This window comes from Providencia burhodogranariea DSM 19968, assembly GCF_000314855.2.
Classification (GTDB): Bacteria; Pseudomonadota; Gammaproteobacteria; order Enterobacterales; family Enterobacteriaceae; genus Providencia; species Providencia burhodogranariea.
Genome location: NZ_KB233226.1, coordinates 89,766 through 108,772 on the forward strand (window position 1 = coordinate 89,766; position 19,007 = coordinate 108,772).

Below are 19,007 nucleotides of genomic sequence, written 5' to 3' on the forward strand. Positions count from 1 at the left end.
TCGTAGATTTTTATTGGCAAATGCGGATAACTCACGACAAAAACTCACAAAAAACAATAGGCCACCATAATAATATTTGATTTAATGATACAAAATTGAACGATACACTATACAATCAATAAAATGACAACATAATAGTGGTCGAATTATAGCCAGAGCACTATTCGTTTAGGACATCAGTGCTGCAAAGCTATTTCGATGAAAAAGTAGAAGAATATAGGTAACACGGTAGCTTAACTCGCTAAGTGATACACTTTATGTGTCAACATAATTGTCAACGTACGCGCTACAACATTAAGTATGACGGGTAAATTCATAATATTTTTCAATAATATTAAGAATTGGGTGCTAGTAACCGTGGCTATCAGATGAAATAATTAGCTATCGCATTTATTCGAGGTTTTCTATCAGAATGGCCAACAATCATAACCGGATGAAAATATCATTTATTCGTCAGGCTATTGCCTCAACATTGCTCGCTTGTGGCTTAATATCCCTACCGTTGACGTCTGCGATAGCGGCCAATCAGATCACAGAAAACAAAGATCAGCTGCAAAACCTGCTGCAAAATATTGCTGAAAAAGAAAAAAGTGTAAAAGACCAGCAAGCTAAAAGAGCCGCGCTTTTAGGTCAACTCCAGCAACAAGAAAAAACTATTTCTGCGGCTGGCCGTGATTTACATGAAACTCAAACCCAACTCAAACAATTAGATAAAGATATTTCTTCGTTAAATAGCAATATTAGCCGGTTACAAAAACAAAAAACCGAACATGAAAGGTTACTGTCTGAACAACTGGATTCCGCATTTAGATTAGGTAAGCATCAAGGTCTATCACTATTTTTGAAAGGTGAAGAAGGCCAACGTGAAGAGCGGATCCTTGCTTATTACAGCTACCTAAATCAGGCACGCGAAAAAAACATTAAACAGCTTGAAACCACAACCCTTGAATTGCATCAACAAAAACAATTAGAACAAAAAAAACAAGCAGAACAAAAATCAGCACTTGCGCGTCAGCAACAAGAGAAACGTAAATTAGATAACGCGCAAGCAGCAAGAAAAGACACACTAACCGCACTTGAAAGCACGCTAAAAGAAGACCAAAAAAATCTCGCCGTCATGAGACAGAATGAATCGAGACTACGCGATAAAATTGTTCGTGCAGAGCGTGAAGCGAAGGCAAGAGCAGAACGAGAAGCGCGTGAGGCAGCAAGAATTCGTGCTGAGGTTGCCGAAAAAGAACGTAAAGCGAAACAAACAGGTGCAAGCTATAAGCCTTCTGAGAGCGAACGTTCACTGATGTCACGTACAGGAGGGCTTGGCCGCCCAGCAGGGCAAGCATTATGGCCGGTACGTGGGCAAATTTTTCACAATTATGGCGAGGCTATTTCCGGCGAATTAAGCTGGAAAGGTATGGTTATTGGTGCCAATGAAGGGACACAAGTTAAAGCGATTGCAGATGGCCGAGTATTACTTGCAGACTGGCTGCAAGGTTATGGCCTCGTAGTCGTGGTGGAACATGGTAAAGGCGATATGAGCTTGTATGGTTACAACCAAAGTGCCCTTGTTAATGTTGGGCAAGAGGTTCGTGCTGGGCAGCCCATTGCATTAGTCGGAAGTAGTGGCGGTCAAGAGCGCCCTGCGCTGTACTTCGAAATTCGCCGGCAGGGTAAAACGGTTAACCCGCGTCCATGGCTAGGTAAATAACCGCAAGTATCCGTCATACATCGAGATGCATGCTGACCATACTCAAAATAATTTAAATTCGAGTTTGGCGACAAATAAAGATAGTCGGGGAATATAGATAAACTATGTGACTCGACTCGCTAAGAGCAGTCAACAACTCTGCAACTTGAAATATGACGAGTATAATTACATGCATCTCGAATTATTTAAGCTATAGTCATAAATTAGTTTACGTGTAAATAAGCAATAAAGATCAACCACACCCAGATAAAGCATTCTATTCTCAACACACGCGCTACAACTTAAAGAATGACGAGTATAAATAGTTAGGGAAATAATTATGTTGAAACACCAGCCTTCAAAAGTGCTCATTTGTTTATCTCTGTTAGCGATGAGTCTTCAGGCTAGTGCTGCAAAATTAGCGATTGTCATTGATGACTTTGGCTATCGCACTAAAGAAGATAATCAAATTTTAGCCCTTCCAACGCCTGTCACTATTGCAGTCTTACCTGATTCACCCCATGGCCAGTTAGTTGCCAATAAAGCACATCAGCAAGGGCGTGAAATCTTGATCCACATGCCAATGAAACCATTGAGTAAGCAGCCGTTAGAAAAAAATACGCTCGCACCATCAATGAGTGCAGCGGAAGTTGATCGAATTATTAAACGCGCCATTAGCCAAGTGCCTTATGCAACAGGCATGAACAATCATATGGGAAGTGAAATGACATCCAGCTTAGCGGGGATGCGCAATGTGATGAGCTCACTCGCTCAGTCTAAATTTTTCTTTTTAGACAGTGTGACGATTGGTAATACGCAAGCGGCTAAAGCAGCCAATGAATTTGGTGTTCCTGTGGTACGCCGCCATATTTTTCTCGACAATCACCAATCCGAAGAAGAGACGCGGGCACAGTTAAATAAAGCAGTCGCCTACGCCCGAAAACATGGTAATGCGATTGCGATTGGTCATCCTCACCCATCAACAGTGCGCGCATTGCAAAAATATCTTCCCCAATTACCTGCTGATATTGAGCTAGTTGCTGTTAGTGCATTGCTCAATAGCCATGAGCAACCTAAAGGCGAAAAACCAAAAGAAAACAAACCGTTAAAAATGCAACCTGAAAGCCCTAAACAGCCACCAGAAAAAGTGCCTACTGAGCCAAAAATCAAGCAGCCAGAACCCATTAGCGTTGGTATATGTGAATTTGAATTACCAGAAACTGGTTCAGAAACTCAGCTCGAAGGAATTAATATTTTGATGTTTGTTGTTGAGGCAATATATCAAGACAACACGCTACAGCCCTTGTTGTCAAAAAATAAACGCCCACTGTTTATGCAGCAAAAACCTTAGTTGCGACATACCTTAATCTTCAAGTAGCCCTCAGAAATGGGCTGCTTGAAACCTGAAAAGATAGTTATTTAAAATAATTCGAATGTTAACTAATTCCTGCTGACATCAACGTTAGTGCGGCTTAAGCAGAATTTCTTGACATCCTCCCCGCCCTAAAGGGCGGGGATTCCTACAGTTAGACGGCGATGCCCCGCCGCGAGGATGTTCTTTGCGGCGTTTACGTCGCGGTCATGAGTGGTTCCACACTCACAACAAGACCATTCTCTTATTCCAAGACCTGCTCTACCTTTCGGACTGTTGGCGGAGATTGCCCCGCAACACGAACAAACTTGGGTGGAATAACTTTCGTTGACCACTGCAAACACCACTGACCGCGCTATCGCTTTATATTCCAGTTGGGTTTTGAGCATTGACCAGCCTGCGTCTAAAACGCTTTTAGCCATTTTAGTTTTAGCTAAATTGCTGGCGCTCACGTTGCCTACGAAGATTGCAGCATTGTGTTTAACCAATGCTGTGCTGTATTTATGTAAGGCATCTTTACGGCGATTTTTAATTTTTGCGTGTATGGCTCTCACTCGAGCTTTTTTATTCGCCCGCTGTGCCTTACCTAAAACTGGCTCTAAATCGCGGTAGAAGTTACCTCGCGCTAGCTTTTCGCCGTGGGATGGTGTGGCGTAGTCTTTCAGTCCTAAATCAAGCCCTACAGCAGTTTTTCCTTCCGTTGGCTGGCTTTCTGCCTGTACACAAATATTAAAATACCAGCGCCCACGACTATCCTCAGAAAAACTACCCGCACGGAATTTATAGCCACTCATTCCGTAACTATCCCAAACCTTAAAAAGATGCCCAGCAAACTTAACTTGCCCGTTCTGCCAAGTAGCCGCGCGAGATTTAAACGGTATCCAGCCCAATGACCGTTTAGTACCGCCACTTATACGCCAACGGAGTTTTGCCCGCTTAAATTGCTTTCGCGCCTTGCCATGCTCGGCTATAACTTCCTGAATGGTCGCGCTGCCAATAGTCCAGCCCCTTTCTTTCTGGATGCCCGCCGTTAACTTTTGTACATCAAACGCGGTTAGCCATTTTGGAACCTGCGCACCAAATTCACCCACATTGCTATACGCTTTGTAGGTTATCTCATTTGCCAGATTAAATGCTTGGTTGACCTCATACGCCATTTGACGCAATAAAGCGGCGTGTTTGTCTTTCACTCTGACTGATAATGTTTTGGTGTAAATGCTCATATGGCATTATAATAAGCAATTGGCGGCATAATTTCAAGGTTGGTCTATGGAGAGAATTAGGACGGGTCGGCATTGTGTTTTCATGCTTCACGCTCATTTAATTTTTATAACTAAGTATCGCGGGCGAATTTTTGAAGGAGTTCATTTAGCGAAGATGGAGGAAATTATGCGCGGAGTCTGCGTACAATTTGAGGTTGATTTAGTGGAGTTTAACGGAGAACAAGATCACATCCATATGCTAATAAATTTCCCGCCGAAAGTAGCAATCAGCAAGCTGGTTAATAGTTTGAAAGGGGTCAGTAGTCGCAAGATGAAATTGCACTTTCCTGAACTACATAAGCCAGCGTGGAAGAATGACGCACTTTGGTCGCCGTCTTATTTTGCTGGTAGTGTGGGCGGTGCGCCTCTTGAGGTTTTAAAGCGGTATATTGAGCAACAAAACCGCCCTCATTAGCCCGATTGCTCGGGCTTTGCTCTACCTCCCCTCCCTAAAAGGGAGGGGCTTCCCGCAAAAAATAGGTGACATGTCACGGTGATCGTATTTTTTCGCTTTTGCTATTTCATCACAATCAATAGCCGTAAATTATCCAATAATTATACCAATCGTAATTACGCGATAACACAATGTAATCCCGAATCACATCATTATGTGATTCGGGTAATGACTTGCTCAGCCAAAACAAATTGACGTATTACGGCTACGAATTAATCCCAGTTCAATATCACCTTGCCCGATTGACCCGACCTCATAATATCGAACCCTTTTTGGAAATCATCGATAGAGTATTCATGGGTGATAATCGGCGAAAGATCTAAACCTGATTCAATCAATGCAACCATTTTATACCAGGTTTCGAACATTTCCCTGCCATAAATCCCTTTGATAAATAACCCTTTAAAGATGACTTTTCCCCAATCTATCGCTATTTGAGATGATGGAATTCCTAACAGAGCAATTCGGCCACCATGGTTCAGTGTGTCCAGCATAGTATTAAACGCGGCTGGCGCCCCTGACATCTCTAAAGCCACATCAAAGCCTTCTTTCATATCTAGCTCGTTCATCACATCTTTGAGATTTTCACGACTAACATTTACCGCGCGCGTGACGCCCATTTTTTTTGCAAGATCAAGGCGATAATCATTAATATCAGTGATCACGACATGCCGAGCACCGACGTGACGACAAATCGCAGCAGCCATAATACCAATAGGCCCAGCACCCAAAATCAATACATCTTCACCAACTAAATCAAAAGAAAGCGCCGTATGCACCGCATTACCAAACGGGTCGAAGATAGCAGCAATATTGTCAGGAATGTTATCGGGGATTTTAAAAGCATTAAAGGCAGGAATGACAAGATATTCAGCAAAACTACCCGTTCGGTTGACACCAACACCTATCGTATTTCGGCATAGATGCGTTCGACCACCACGGCAGTTACGGCAATATCCACAGGTGATATGCCCTTCCCCTGACACTCTATCGCCTATTTTAAACCCTTTAACTTCCTGCCCAATTGCAACAATTTCGCCAATATATTCATGACCGACCACCATTGGGACTGGGATAGTCTTCTGTGACCATTCATCCCAGTTATAGATATGTACATCCGTACCACAAATTGCTGTTTTACGAATTTTAATCATCACATCATTGTGACCAAGTTCCGGCTTCGGAACATCTGTCATCCATATACCCGTTTCTGCTTTTAATTTAGACAGTGCTTTCATTGTGTGGCCTTATTTAATTATTTTAAGAAATAACATTTAGTTTTTTGCCAATGCGGGTGAATGCGTCAACGACGCGTAAGATGTCTTCTTCACTATGAGCGGCAGACATTTGCGTGCGAATGCGCGCCTGCCCTTGAGGGACTACAGGGTAAAAGAAGCCCGTCACATAGATGCCTTCTTCAAGGAGTTCGTTTGCAAATTTTTGTGCGAGAGCCGCATCCCCCAACATAACTGGGATAATAGCGTGATCAGCACCTGCCAAAGTAAAACCTGCGGCAGACATTTTTTCGCGAAATAATGCAGCGTTATACCATAAGCGAGAACGCAACTCATCACCTTGACTCATCATGTCGATCACTTTAATTGATGCTGAAACAATGGCTGGAGCGAGTGAATTTGAAAATAAGTAAGGGCGAGAACGCTGACGTAACCATTCAACGACTTCTTTTTTAGCTGCGGTATATCCACCAGACGCACCACCAAGTGCTTTACCTAAAGTGCCCGTGATAATGTCAATACGCCCCATGACATCGCAATATTCATGAGTGCCACGACCATTTTTACCGACAAAACCCACAGCGTGAGAATCATCAACCATAACAAGTGCTTGATACTCATCCGCCAAATCACAAATAGCTTTAAGGTTCGCAATCACCCCATCCATCGAAAAAACGCCGTCAGTCGCAATCAAGATATGGCGAGCTCCGGCTTTTTTTGCTTCTTCAAGGCAAGTTCTTAGCTCTGCCATATCATTATTGGGATAACGATAACGTTTCGCCTTACACAAACGCACCCCATCAATGATTGATGCGTGATTTAATGCATCAGAGATCACCGCATCTTCCGGCCCTAACAAGGTTTCAAATAACCCGCCATTAGCATCAAAGCACGAGGAGTAGAGGATTGAATCTTCCATTCCCAAAAAGTCCGCTAATTTTTTTTCGAGAACTTTATGATTATCTTGCGTACCACAAATAAAACGCACTGAGGCCATACCAAAACCATGGCTATCCATCCCCTCTTTTGCTGCATTAATTAAATCGGGGTGATTGGCTAAACCAAGGTAATTATTCGCACAAAAGTTAACGACTTTCTTACCACCGACAATTTCAATATCCGCATCCTGCGAAGAGGTGATAATGCGCTCACGTTTAAACAACCCTGCCGCTTCTGTTTGTTCTAATTGCTGATTAATCTGCTGATAAAATTGCGTTGACATGATTTATTCCTATTATTGGACTACTTTTCAGTTTAATAATAGACACTATAACTAGCGACTTACGCAGCATAAATAAGTCAAGTTTGCAGCCAAGATCACGATCATTGTCCTATAAAAAGAAAGTGTTGAGGATGTTTGTCTGTCACTTATGCTGTCGTCAGCGTTGAGAAATGTTATTATGCTAAATAATTCATATTCATTTTGTACTTAACCCATTTGAGGTATGCCCGATGATTATTGTCACTGGCGGAGCTGGTTTTATTGGTAGCAACATTATCAAAGCATTAAATGACGCAGGCCGTACTGATATCCTAGTTGTGGATAACCTGAAAGATGGTACTAAGTTTTCCAACCTTGTTGACCTCGATATTGCAGATTACATTGATAAAGAAGATTTTATTCTCAGCGTGATTGCAGGGGATGATTTTGGCGATATCGACGCGGTATTCCATGAAGGTGCTTGTTCATCAACCACTGAGTGGGATGGCAAGTATATGATGGATAACAACTATCAATTTTCAAAAGAGTTACTGCATTTTTGTTTAGAGCGTGAAATTCCCTTCCTTTATGCTTCTTCAGCGGCAACTTATGGCGGTCGTAGTGATAGCTTTATTGAAGAGCGAGAATTCGAAAAACCTCTAAATGTCTATGGTTACTCTAAATTCCAGTTTGACCAATATGTGCGTAATATTCTGCCTGAAGCACAATCACAAGTCTGTGGGTTCCGTTATTTCAATGTCTATGGGCCACGTGAACAACATAAAGGCAGCATGGCTAGTGTCGCTTTCCACCTAAATACACAAATCAATGAAGGTCAGAACCCAAAACTGTTTCAAGGCAGTGAAACCTTCCGTCGTGATTTCATTTATGTTGGCGATGTAGCCTCAGTCAATTTATGGTTCTGGCAAAACAATGTGTCAGGGATCTTTAACTGCGGAACGGGTGAAGCAGAATCTTTCCAAGCAGTTGCTGATGCTGTAACGCAATTTCATAAAGATAAAAATGTGTCCGTTGAGTACATCGAATTTCCAGAAAAACTCAAAGGCCGTTATCAAAGCTTCACCCAAGCAGATATGACTAAGTTACGCGCCGCTGGGTACAAAGCACCATTTAAAACGGTCGCAGAAGGTGTCGCAGAATATATGCAGTGGCTGAATAAAGAAGACTAGGACGATTGGCCTTTCTGAAGGCCAGTCGTTATTAGAGATAAATATGTTTTAATCCGCGAGAGGTTTGTCACAAACCTCTCTGCTTGATTGCAGCACCATTTATAAACTATCTTCTCGCATGGCATGTAGGGAAATGGCAACTTGAAACACACAGGATATCTATTTCTTTAGATTACGTGCCTCATTAGCACTGATATCTTCATATCAACGCTAATATTTATCGCCGCAATTTTTAAATTTATATTTAACCATCGCGGTAAACTTAAAAGGTCAGTAGGCCCTAGTGTAAACTTTATGAAAATATTGGTGATCGGCCCTTCTTGGGTTGGGGATATGATGATGTCGCAGAGCTTATATCGCACTTTAAAAGCTCAATATCCTGAAGCTCAGATTGATGTCATGGCGCCACAATGGTGTCGCCCTTTACTGGCGAAAATGCCTGAAGTGAACGCTGCAATCCCAATGCCATTGGGCCATGGTGCGTTGGCTATTGGTGAACGTCGTAAGCTAGGTATTAGTCTACGCGAAAACAAATATGACCAAGCGATTGTCCTACCCAATTCATTTAAGTCTGCTTTAGTTCCAATGTTTGCCAAAATAGCCAAAAGAACCGGCTGGCGCGGTGAAATGCGTTATGGATTGCTTAATGATATCCGAACCTTAGATAAAGCCGCTTTTCCACTGATGGTTCAACGTTATGTTGCGCTCGCTTATGATAAACAAAGTATTCATAGCGCAACTGACATCCCCGAACCTATTTTGTGGCCTAAATTAGCAATCAACCAACAAGAAGTCGCTGACGCGAACAATGCATTTAACCTTGATAATACTCGCCCTATTATTGGTTTTTGTCCGGGGGCTGAATTTGGTCCAGCAAAACGTTGGCCTCACTATCACTATGCTGCACTAGCAGAACAATTGATCAGCGAAAAAGGCTTTCAAGTTCTGTTATTTGGTTCACAAAAAGACCATGATGCGGGTGAAGATATTCGCCAAAGCTTAACAGAATCGGCACGCGAACATTGTACTAACCTTGCAGGAAAAACCTCGTTAGAACAAGCCGTAAACCTGATTAGTGGCTGCCAAGCCGTAGTGAGTAATGATTCGGGATTAATGCACGTTGCGGCAGCTTTAGACAAACCTCTCGTCGCACTCTATGGGCCAAGTAGTCCCGATTTTACTCCACCATTATCTGATAAGGCGGAAGTGATCCGCTTAATTAGTGGCTATCATAAAGTCCGTAAAGGCGGTGGCGAAAGCGGCTATCACCAAAGTTTGATTGATATCCAACCCCAATTAGTGATTGATGCATTGACCCGTTTACAGATAGGTATCGATTAATGCGCGTACTCTTAGTGAAGACATCTTCAATGGGGGATATCTTACATTCCCTACCCGCATTAACAGATGCTCAGCAAGCTCTACCTAATATCCAATTTGATTGGGTCGTTGAAGAAGGTTTTGCACAGATCCCAACATGGCACAGTGCGGTTAATCAGGTGATCCCTGTGGCAATTAGACGTTGGCGTAAAAATTGGTTTTCTGCACCGATCCGAGCCGAACGTGCGGCATTTCGCGAGAAATTACAAGCAACCCGATATGATGCGATTATTGATGCGCAAGGTTTACTGAAAAGTGCTTTATTAGTCACTCGACTTGCTCATGGTACAAAACATGGCTATGACCGCCATAGCATCCGTGAACCTATCGCCAGCCTATTTTACGATCGTCGTTATCGTATCAGCAAACAACAACATGCCGTTGAACGCATTCGTCAGTTATTCGCCGATAGCCTAGGTTACACCTGTCCGAAAAGTCAGGGAGACTATGCGATTGCCCAGCATTTTTTACATACCTCGACCGAGCAACAAAGTGGTTATGTGGTCTTTTTGCATTCAACAACTCGAGATGATAAGCATTGGCCTGAAGAACATTGGCGTCGTTTGATATTATTAATGGCAGAAAGTGGCTTAAAAATAAAGTTACCTTGGGGCGCAGAGCATGAGCATCAAAGAGCATTGCGGTTAGCTGATGGATTTGATTTTGTCGAGGTCTTGCCAAAACTCACCTTAGCAGAAGTCGCACAGCAAATTGCGAATGCTAAAGCGGTTGTCTCTGTCGATACTGGCCTCAGCCATTTAACGGCTGCGTTAGATAAGCCTAACTTTACCTTATTCGGCCCAACAGACCCCGGATTAATTGGTGGTTATGGCCAAGAGCAACACGAAATAAAGTCGACCGATAATTTAATGGCGCACATCACGCCAGAAGTGGTTTTTGAACAATTGAAAAATTGCCTATAAAAAAATGGCTAACTGTATTAGGGGATGTTGACCTTTGCTGCTTATTTTTACTGCACCAATTGATTGAAATGACATTAGTTTCATTCTACCGGTTGAGGTTATTAAAAAACATCATCATAACCCCAAACCGTAAAGGAAAGCGCCCTTCGGGTTCGATTAAACGTAATTTTTCGCTGTGTTGAGCGGCTCTTGCCAAGTCCACTCGCCTTGCTTCTTTTTGTCTTAACTAAAGACGTGTAATTCGAATAAAAATCGACCTTCAAAGATAAACGGCCCCGAGGGCCGTTTTTATTCTATTTGACTGGCATCTAAGTATTATTGCGATGTAACTTGCTGGCCTGGTGCAATAAACCCAAAACACATGGTTTCTAGGTTGGCATCTGGCTCTGAACGATAAATTACATCTTCTTTTTCGATAGTAAACTGTGGCCAGTATTTACGCATTTTAGCAAAATTTTCATGTGCGCAATCATCGTATTTTTGCCCAAGTAATAATGCACCATGCTGGCGGATCTCAGCCTCTGTAATACCACGGTTATACACATTAGGTGGCATATGATGTTCTAATGTCCAAGGTTGTATGACATGAGGCCGGTCTTTCCCATAGACAATAAACCACTGATACAAATTATCTTCACCACCCACATAGTTTAAAGGCACACCATATCGTTGGTACCAACGTTGTTCACCTTCTGCAATGAGAGTTTTTACACCAATAAATTTTTGTCCTGCTCCACGAATATTTGCAGCCTGTACGATGCAATAGCCTAACAAGATAACACCACCGAAAATCGCCAAGCCTATCAATGATTTTTTTAATGTTTTTTTCGGCATTACTGTTATTGAGCCAACAAATAAAGGTGCGCATACCGCCATGAACGGTTGAAGCCATTCGGTTATACGACCACCATCATGGAAAGAAAACCAACCGTAAATCACTACTAATGGAAATAAAATCAAAAAGTTAGCCATGCGGTTAGCAAGTGCTTTCGGCCAACCAATCTTCCCACCACAGCTATATAAAATAACCGCAGCAATAACCAAAGGATAAAATACGCTTAATGCGGCTTGAGTTGTGTGTAGATTAAAACCTGGATCAATTTGTGAATCGACCCATTTAAAAGCAGAGAAATCACTCGCCATTAACCAAAAGAAATTAGGCAATACAATGGCAAACCAAAGGGCTATCGCTAAATAAAAAATAGGATGGCGATAACTTTGGCGAGCTTGCTTAACAAATAGCGTTAATAGAAATACTGAGCCTACAAGCGATAAAGTCGAGTATTTCCCCATGGTTGCCAAGCCGGCAAATAATGCAAAAAGTAGCCACCAAGCCGGATTTTCATACACAGCTCGCAAGAAAAAGTAAATTATCCAAGCCCAAAAGGTCACTAAAATATAATTATCATTATAAGGAATGATATCGAAATTAATGACTCCAGATAAATTCAACATCAGCATCGCAAACCAAGCTAAGTCTCGACGCCCTGTTAAATAATATGCGAGCTTCCAAACGCCCACTAAACCAAATGCAATTCCGACAAAATGGATAAAATACCAATAAAAACTATAGGATATCCCTAAATGAATGGCAGGCCACATAACTGCACCAACAAACCAAGGATTTTTAGGTGATCCCCATTCTCCATTCATTCCCCAATTCACGGCCTCAACCGTATCATAAGGAACTGTTGGGTCTAAATAAAAGCTGGCAATGATCCATGCAATGGCATAGCCAATGACCCATAAATAAACATATTTATTTGATGCTGATTGATTGATTGCAGGCATAGGTCTTAAAATAGTTAAGTAAAAATAGCTGTCATCTATTAGGCGTATTAGATGTCTTCTCAAAGAAAAGCCTAATAGTGCGAATAACAATTAAGCGATGGATTCTACTATAGTTTATAGCGAATAATAAGAAAGGGAGACAATTAGTCAGTACTTATTGTGGTTTTATTCAAGTTAACTCATCTAAATTAGACATTATCTGTGTATAACGCAGCTAAAAACAAATTGATATATAACAAAAATAAATACCCAAGTTAATTCGAGTGATATTTAAATAATAAACGAAACTAACTCAGGTATAAATTTATTGCTCTTTTGGTGGCAAATAAGGTTGTAGTAATTTTAATAACCTTTGTAATGCGCCCTGATTTTCATGTAACACTTCAGCAGCATGGCGCCCGTAATACAAGCGATAATCTTCATCAGAGAGAAGGCTGGTCACGGCTTGTGCCATTGACTCACTATCCGTGACTGTTATCAGACCGTCTGCTTGTTTTAACTTCGCACAAATATCTTTAAAATTAAAGGTATGTGGTCCCATCAGAACAGGTAATGCATGTGCCGCTGCCTCTAGTGGATTATGCCCGCCAGTTTCAACTAGGCTCCCACCAACAAATGCCAGATCAGCAATTCCATACAGCAACATTAATTCGCCCATAGTATCGCCAATTACCACCTGCACATCTGATGCAGGGATAATGCCAGCACTGCGACGAGTAAACTTCAACCCAGCTTTTTGGGTTAATTCTTCTGCTTTCGCAAAACGCTCAGGATGACGAGGAACTAAAATTAATAATAAGTCTGGAAAGCGCTTGAGGAGCTGCTGATGAGCCTCTAAAACAAGAGCTTCTTCACCTTCATGAGTACTCGTTGCAATCCAGACTGGGCGATGTGCAGCCCATTGCCTACGCAGAGTTACTGCTCTGACTGCAAGCTCTGGAGTCACTGAAATATCAAACTTTAAACTGCCCGTAACGTTTAATTGAACTCGTCTTAAACCTAGCTGAATAAAACGCTCACCATCCTCTTGATGCTGAGCCGCTACCATAGTGACATTACGCAGCATACGTTTCACAAAATTACCTAATTTTTGGTAGCCAGCAGCTGAACGCTCAGATAAACGAGCATTTGCGATCACCAGCGGTATTTTGCGACGATGAAGTTGATTGATCATATTTGGCCATAACTCTGTTTCCATAATGATGACCAATTTGGGGTCAACCTGTTTTAGGAAACGGCGCATAGAGCCTGGGAGATCATAAGGAAGGTAAACATGATAAACGTCATCACCAAATGCAGAGACAACTCGCTCAGAGCCAGTAGGCGTCATGGTGGTCACGGTAATAGGAAGTGACGGATAATGGTGACGAAGTGCTCGGACTAACGGCACTGCTGCCAATGTTTCACCAACTGAAACTGAATGCAGTAAAATCCCGCCGGGTTCAACTTTGCCGGCACAGAAGCCATAACGTTCACCCCAACGTTTACGATACGCGGGCGCTTTACGGCTTCGCAATAATAAGCGAATCCAAATGAGTGGCTGGATGAGATAAAGGAGTACCTGATATAAACGCAATAACATTCGATCTGATTCACTTACCAAAATTGGCGCTATCTTAACATAAACCTTTCGTGAAGGTGTGCAGAATATACACCTAAAACTCACCTTAAAATTAACTTAAACGGTCATTCGTCAGTTGCAACAACCCTGAATAATCGATACTGTTGAACCTACGCATATCTTACTTAATTTAAATTAATTAAATAAGTATTAACAAACAATGAGATATCACCGCCATGAAACATAAAGCTATTTACCCGGGTACCTTTGACCCGATCACTTCAGGACACGTTGATATTGTTACTCGTGCAGCGGCGATGTTTGACCATGTTCTTCTCTCTATCGCCAATAGTCAGCGTAAAAGCCCGATGTTTACCCTTGAAGAGCGCGTAGACCTTGCAAGAAAGGTAACTTCACATTTAGATAATGTTGAGGTAGTCGGTTTTTCTGAATTGATGGCGACCTTTGCACAAAAGCACGGTGCAAACATTCTTATTCGTGGTGTTCGTTCTGTCGCAGATTTTGAGTATGAGTGGCAACTCGCGAATATGAACCGCCACTTTGTCCCTGAATTAGAAACTGTTTTTTTGTTACCGTCTCAAAGCCTTTCTTTTGTTTCATCATCATTAATAAAAGATGTGGCCCTTCACGATGGCGATGTTTCTTCTTTTCTACCGCCGATCGTGGCTGAGGCAATGCTGAAAAAAATGAATAAAGCCTAATCTGCTTTTTGACACTGTGGGCAATAAAAGGTGCTACGTTGGCCCTGTTTGATACTCTGAATTAACGTGCCACAAACAGCGCAAGGTTCACCTTTCTTACCGTACACATAGAGTTGCTGAGCAAAATAACCAGGCTTACCATCCGACTGAAGGAAGTCTTTCAACGTCGTTCCTCCTTGTTCAATCGAACGTTGTAACACTTTTTTAATTTGTTCAACCAATGCTGACGACTGATTAAGTGTCAGTGTATTGGTAATTTTTTCTGGTGAAATACCCGTCGCAAATAAAGCTTCGTTTGCATAAATATTTCCAACACCCACCACTACCTTGTTATCCATCAGCCAAGGCTTAATCGCGATTTTTCTTTTGGATGCTTGCTCAAATAAATATTGAGCATTAAATTCATCGGAAAGAGGTTCCGGCCCTAAGTGTGACAATACAGAGCTTGTATTCAGATCATCACACCATAACCAAGCACCAAAGCGCCGAGGGTCGGTATAGCGCAGGACTTTGCCATCACGAAGAATAAGGTCGACATGGTCATGTTTTTCTTCAGGTAATTCTTCCGTTAGTATGCGTAAACTGCCTGACATGCCAAGATGGATAATAATCCAACCTGTTTTCAGCTCAATCAACAGATATTTAGCACGACGCTGAACACTTAAAATAATTTCATCAGATAAGCTTTTAATTTGCTCGGATACTGGCCAGCGTAACCGGCTATTACGCACAACCGCATATTGTATGGAATTACCCACTAAGTGAGGTTCTATACCTCTGCGACTGGTTTCAACTTCGGGTAGTTCGGGCATGAATAAGCTCTCTACTTACAAATCATGGATACCATTTATTAATAACGCTTACTAGCTCATCCCTAACAATTTCCCACGTGAAATTATCATATGCATATTTTTTAGCTGCTTTCGCTATTTCATTTGCATTAGGGTGGGCTAAGGCACTATGAATATCTTCAGCCATACTGCTTGCTGTTAATGGCTCTCTAAATATAAAACCTGTTTCATTATGTGTGACAAATTCAACCATTGCACCTCTTTGGCTAGCAATAACAGGATGACCTGATGCCATTGCCTCAAGGGCAACCATACAAAAAGGTTCATTCGTTATAGAAGGTACAGCAATTACATCTGCGATTGAATAAAAGTGACGAATTTTTTCAGGATGAACGCTTCCTAAGCAAATACATTGTTCACCTAATTGTTTAGCATAGGTTTTAACTTCATTCTGATATTCAGCATTCTCACCTTTTTGAGCGGCATCAAGATCGCCAACGACCACCAATTTATAGTTAGGATGACGTTTAAAAATGATGTTACAAGCATGCATTAACTCCAATAAGCCTTTATCGCGTGCAATTCTTCCCGCAAACAGAATAACTTTATCTTGTACATTTAAGCCAACATCTTCACGGTTAATTTCTGGAGGTAAAGCATATGCATCAGCGTCAAAGCCATTTCTTACAATTTCAATCGAGGCTTCAGGTAAACGATCTCTAAACCAATTGTACATAAAGCGGCTCGGAACAATCAGTTTGATATCTGCAGGTATATTTTGAGGAGAAAAAAAATTATGCATATGCAACACAACGTTTTTATGACCCTCTTTTTTTATTATTTTTTTAAATAACTTAATATCATTATGGATGAAAATAACACTCTCATCATGAGCATTATGAGCAAATTTTCTTTTGATGTTTAAGATTCGATCAGCATATGAGTAAGGGTCTATTCTTGTCCATTTTTTAAATACACGGGTATAAATTCTGCCAAACTTTATTCGCTCAATGGTACATTTTTCATTGACATAAGCGTAATTGGAATAACCTTTATTTTGGATACAAACAATCCGATTTTCTATTTCAAATCTTTTTGCAACGTTGTACATCCATGATTCAATAGCAGCAGCGCTTTTAGGCGGAATCGAATAAATGGGTGTAACTGTAAAAATTATTTTATTAATCATTCTATTATAATTTCACACCTATAATTTTCATTGATAAGTACTTGATACCTGAAATACACCCTCTTACCAATTTCCCCTGCTTCAGCAAATGCTTATACTCTTTCTTTTTTTCAACAAATTTAGTCGCTGACTTTAAATTACTTAACGACCATGGTGAACCCTCTAGAGCCGTATAGAATGATTGAGCAGATGGATAATTTGCCCAACTATGCCATGGCTTTGTTATTCCAGTGTAATGAATAAGAGCTGTATTCGGTGTTATTACTGACTTATACCCTTCATGAGTCTTATCATACAACTCATTTTTTAAGGTGTAGATTGTATTAAATCGTTTATCAAGTTGAACTTGCTTGTTAACTAAAAGAAGATTTAAAACATCTTGATCAGGATATTTATATAATTTTTTGGCATCAGATCTAGAGAGTAATTCAAAGCAGCGACTAGTAACTTCTTGCTCTTTCCACAGCTTCAAATTAATAAACATAACACCTGAATTAAAATAGGTTTCCGTTAATTCTGGAGTATGAAGCCTAGAGCCGCTTTTAGATCTTACCGATGGGTCATCTGCTATAACACCACAAACTACTTGGCTAATGAGATTACAATCTAAATTAAGTTCACTATTACAAATAACGTCTGCATCAAGATATAAAGCATAGTCATAATCAGTAGATAGGTAATCAAGTGCAATTAGCCTAAAATACATCGCAGATGACCAAACATCCGAGGCTGGAAGTTTTTTTAGTTCACTACTATCTAATTCATAAACAATGAATTCTGTGGAGAATTTTTCAGCAATAGACTTTGTTTTGTTTAAAAAATCATCTGTTACCGTATCTAAAAAAAAATGAAACCGAAAATCAGTATTTGGATTATTAAGCAATAAGGATACAGAAGAAACTCCAGCACCAAGCTGATAGTTTTCATCTGTCCCATAAATGATGTCTAGACATTCACTATTAGCACTATGATTAGTCGTGCTAAAAACATGTTTATTTAAAATTATGTTATTCATATTTAGACTCATTATTGACAAGGCTAGCGTTCATCATTGCTATTAAAAAACCAATTAAAATGCCTAATGGCTTTAAGTTAACTTGCTCAAACATTCCTCTAACAAGATAAAAACCAAGCAAGCTTATGAATAAGATGATACCCGCAAAGTAAATATTTTTATTACCTTGGCTATTCTTGATTTCTTTGTAAGAGCAATAACACATTGATATAAAAAGAATACAGAAAGATAATAAACCTAAAATACCGGCTGAAAACCAAATGCTAAGCCAAATGTTATGTGGGCCGATAGATTTCCTAAATGTCCATTCTGGATGATTATCAACTTCACTATTATATTTTTTAGCATAAACTTTATCACCAAACCCATAACCAGTTAGTGGCTTCATCATAATAAGTTCAAGTGCAGTACCTTGTGTTCCGTTTTTATATCGATAACTACTATCAGTTTGTTCCAACTTGTAAAATAATTTTTCAGTATGCTGAGGGTCATTCACTTTTAATGAAATAACTCCAATAATCGATAATGTTAGGCCAATAGCTATCAGCTTCCAAGGACGTTTAAATAAAAAGAAAATCATTGCAGAAATCGCGACAGCAACCCATGCTCCTCGAGATAAAGTTCCAAGAAGAATAAATAGAAAAAGTAAACTCAACACATAAAAATAAAAAAGTTTTGATTTAGGAAGAACATACCAAAGCACTAAAATCAAAGGAAAATAAAAAACCAAGGCATCAGAAACACTTCTAAATTGGTATGTCGTAAATGGAAGAACCCCATTGTTATATGCGATATAGTAACGAATTAACTCAACAAGCAAAATAACCACTAATCCTGAGCAAAAACTTATAATCAACAAATTAGATATACTACCTTTACTCTCTTTATAAAGAAGAATTGGGAATATAAGTGCTAATGATAACACTCCATAATTTAAGAATACATTATTGATAGCTTTTAATGATATGCTCTGCTCAATAGAATAACTTATTGATATATAGGAGATAATGGAGAATATCACGGTTAAAATAAATATTTTTTTATTTATTCGCTGTATAACGTTTTTAGTATCTAAAAATAAATAACACAATGCTGTTATTACCATTGTGTAAAATAGTATGTGCTTATATCTCGTAACATTTTCGACAAAAAACAAAGATACAAATAAAAAAATCAATACTTTATTATATTTCGATACGACTGCTTCATTTCGCTCTAAAAATGACATAACTTTCCA

At 40.3% G+C, this 19,007-nt stretch carries 16 protein-coding genes; 7 read left to right on the forward strand and 9 right to left on the reverse strand.

The genetic code is table 11. The features are described 5' to 3' along the window. The first annotated feature begins 412 nt into the window (after window positions 1-412). Complete coding sequence (gene envC / locus OOA_RS17965) at window positions 413-1,705, forward strand: murein hydrolase activator EnvC (RefSeq protein ID WP_008913591.1); 1,293 nt, start codon at window positions 413-415, stop codon at window positions 1,703-1,705. A 319-nt stretch (window positions 1,706-2,024) separates the two neighbouring features. After that, a complete protein-coding gene (locus OOA_RS17970) occupies window positions 2,025-3,035 on the forward strand; it encodes a divergent polysaccharide deacetylase family protein (RefSeq protein WP_008913592.1) in 1,011 nt (336 codons plus the stop codon). 152 nt (window positions 3,036-3,187) lie between these two features. On the opposite strand, the gene OOA_RS17975 is transcribed toward OOA_RS17970, so the two are convergent. Next, on the reverse strand, window positions 3,188-4,279 hold the full coding sequence (locus OOA_RS17975) for an RNA-guided endonuclease InsQ/TnpB family protein (protein ID WP_040691911.1): 1,092 nt from the start codon (window positions 4,277-4,279) through the stop codon (window positions 3,188-3,190). A gap of 46 nt (window positions 4,280-4,325) precedes the next feature. Here OOA_RS17975 and tnpA point away from each other — a divergent pair, with 46 nt between their 5' ends. Continuing rightward, the gene (tnpA, locus tag OOA_RS17980; protein ID WP_008913594.1) at window positions 4,326-4,733 is read left to right on the forward strand and encodes an IS200/IS605 family transposase; all 408 of its coding nucleotides are present in this window, start codon (window positions 4,326-4,328) and stop codon (window positions 4,731-4,733) included. A 251-nt stretch (window positions 4,734-4,984) separates the two neighbouring features. On the opposite strand, the gene tdh is transcribed toward tnpA, so the two are convergent. Both tdh and kbl read right to left on the reverse strand, forming a co-directional pair. Next, window positions 4,985-6,010, reverse strand: coding sequence for an L-threonine 3-dehydrogenase (gene tdh, locus OOA_RS17985; RefSeq protein WP_008913595.1), 1,026 nt, complete (start codon window positions 6,008-6,010; stop codon window positions 4,985-4,987). Window positions 6,011-6,032: 22 nt separating this feature from the next. Next, window positions 6,033-7,229 carry a glycine C-acetyltransferase gene (gene kbl, locus OOA_RS17990; RefSeq protein WP_008913596.1) on the reverse strand — a complete coding sequence of 399 codons (1,197 nt, stop codon included), beginning with the start codon at window positions 7,227-7,229 and terminating at the stop codon, window positions 6,033-6,035. 230 nt (window positions 7,230-7,459) lie between these two features. On the opposite strand from kbl, the gene rfaD reads away from it, so the two are divergent. The 3 genes from rfaD to rfaC all read left to right on the forward strand — a co-directional run bounded on the left by rfaD (window position 7,460) and on the right by rfaC (window position 10,701). Further along, window positions 7,460-8,398, forward strand: coding sequence for an ADP-glyceromanno-heptose 6-epimerase (gene rfaD / locus OOA_RS17995; RefSeq protein ID WP_008913597.1), 939 nt, complete (start codon window positions 7,460-7,462; stop codon window positions 8,396-8,398). Between the two features lie 294 nt (window positions 8,399-8,692). Beyond that, window positions 8,693-9,739 carry an ADP-heptose--LPS heptosyltransferase RfaF gene (rfaF, locus tag OOA_RS18000; RefSeq protein ID WP_008913598.1) on the forward strand — a complete coding sequence of 349 codons (1,047 nt, stop codon included), beginning with the start codon at window positions 8,693-8,695 and terminating at the stop codon, window positions 9,737-9,739. Further along, window positions 9,739-10,701: a lipopolysaccharide heptosyltransferase RfaC gene (gene rfaC, locus OOA_RS18005; protein WP_008913599.1), complete on the forward strand. Its 963-nt coding sequence runs from the start codon at window positions 9,739-9,741 to the stop codon at window positions 10,699-10,701. The genes rfaF and rfaC overlap by 1 nt, the downstream gene beginning before the upstream one ends. A gap of 315 nt (window positions 10,702-11,016) precedes the next feature. Here the strand turns inward: rfaC and OOA_RS18010 are convergent, their stop codons facing one another. After that, complete coding sequence (locus tag OOA_RS18010; protein WP_008913600.1) at window positions 11,017-12,492, reverse strand: ArnT family glycosyltransferase; 1,476 nt, start codon at window positions 12,490-12,492, stop codon at window positions 11,017-11,019. A 304-nt stretch (window positions 12,493-12,796) separates the two neighbouring features. After that, complete coding sequence (gene waaA, locus OOA_RS18015; protein WP_008913601.1) at window positions 12,797-14,074, reverse strand: lipid IV(A) 3-deoxy-D-manno-octulosonic acid transferase; 1,278 nt, start codon at window positions 14,072-14,074, stop codon at window positions 12,797-12,799. 215 nt (window positions 14,075-14,289) lie between these two features. On the opposite strand from waaA, the gene coaD reads away from it, so the two are divergent. Beyond that, window positions 14,290-14,775, forward strand: coding sequence for a pantetheine-phosphate adenylyltransferase (coaD, locus tag OOA_RS18020; protein ID WP_008913602.1), 486 nt, complete (start codon window positions 14,290-14,292; stop codon window positions 14,773-14,775). Here coaD and mutM read toward each other — a convergent pair. Genes mutM through rfaL form a run of 4 tightly spaced genes read right to left on the reverse strand, consistent with a single transcriptional unit; the run spans window position 14,772 to window position 18,998 of the window. Beyond that, on the reverse strand, window positions 14,772-15,587 hold the full coding sequence (gene mutM / locus OOA_RS18025) for a bifunctional DNA-formamidopyrimidine glycosylase/DNA-(apurinic or apyrimidinic site) lyase (protein ID WP_008913603.1): 816 nt from the start codon (window positions 15,585-15,587) through the stop codon (window positions 14,772-14,774). The two genes, coaD and mutM, sit on opposite strands and share 4 nt — an antisense overlap. A 22-nt stretch (window positions 15,588-15,609) precedes the next feature. Next, a complete protein-coding gene (locus OOA_RS18030) occupies window positions 15,610-16,755 on the reverse strand; it encodes a glycosyltransferase (protein ID WP_008913604.1) in 1,146 nt (381 codons plus the stop codon). A gap of 4 nt (window positions 16,756-16,759) precedes the next feature. Continuing rightward, entirely contained in the window at window positions 16,760-17,770 is a 1,011-nt protein-coding gene (locus OOA_RS18035) for a glycosyltransferase (protein ID WP_008913605.1), read from the reverse strand. Next, complete coding sequence (rfaL, locus tag OOA_RS18040) at window positions 17,763-18,998, reverse strand: O-antigen ligase RfaL (protein ID WP_008913606.1); 1,236 nt, start codon at window positions 18,996-18,998, stop codon at window positions 17,763-17,765. The genes OOA_RS18035 and rfaL overlap by 8 nt, the downstream gene beginning before the upstream one ends. Window positions 18,999-19,007: the final 9 nt, after the last annotated feature.

Coding starts and splice junctions, on each gene's coding strand:
- kbl (WP_008913596.1), bottom strand. CDS start 7,229: ATGTCAACGCAATTTTATCAGCAGATTAATCAGCAATTAGAACAAACA.
- envC (WP_008913591.1), top strand. CDS start 413: ATGGCCAACAATCATAACCGGATGAAAATATCATTTATTCGTCAGGCT.
- rfaL (WP_008913606.1), bottom strand. CDS start 18,998: ATGTCATTTTTAGAGCGAAATGAAGCAGTCGTATCGAAATATAATAAA.
- mutM (WP_008913603.1), bottom strand. CDS start 15,587: ATGCCCGAACTACCCGAAGTTGAAACCAGTCGCAGAGGTATAGAACCT.
- OOA_RS17970 (WP_008913592.1), top strand. CDS start 2,025: ATGTTGAAACACCAGCCTTCAAAAGTGCTCATTTGTTTATCTCTGTTA.
- OOA_RS18035 (WP_008913605.1), bottom strand. CDS start 17,770: ATGAATAACATAATTTTAAATAAACATGTTTTTAGCACGACTAATCAT.
- rfaF (WP_008913598.1), top strand. CDS start 8,693: ATGAAAATATTGGTGATCGGCCCTTCTTGGGTTGGGGATATGATGATG.
- rfaD (WP_008913597.1), top strand. CDS start 7,460: ATGATTATTGTCACTGGCGGAGCTGGTTTTATTGGTAGCAACATTATC.
- coaD (WP_008913602.1), top strand. CDS start 14,290: ATGAAACATAAAGCTATTTACCCGGGTACCTTTGACCCGATCACTTCA.
- OOA_RS18030 (WP_008913604.1), bottom strand. CDS start 16,755: ATGATTAATAAAATAATTTTTACAGTTACACCCATTTATTCGATTCCG.
- waaA (WP_008913601.1), bottom strand. CDS start 14,074: ATGTTATTGCGTTTATATCAGGTACTCCTTTATCTCATCCAGCCACTC.
- tnpA (WP_008913594.1), top strand. CDS start 4,326: ATGGAGAGAATTAGGACGGGTCGGCATTGTGTTTTCATGCTTCACGCT.
- OOA_RS18010 (WP_008913600.1), bottom strand. CDS start 12,492: ATGCCTGCAATCAATCAATCAGCATCAAATAAATATGTTTATTTATGG.
- rfaC (WP_008913599.1), top strand. CDS start 9,739: ATGCGCGTACTCTTAGTGAAGACATCTTCAATGGGGGATATCTTACAT.
- OOA_RS17975 (WP_040691911.1), bottom strand. CDS start 4,279: ATGAGCATTTACACCAAAACATTATCAGTCAGAGTGAAAGACAAACAC.
- tdh (WP_008913595.1), bottom strand. CDS start 6,010: ATGAAAGCACTGTCTAAATTAAAAGCAGAAACGGGTATATGGATGACA.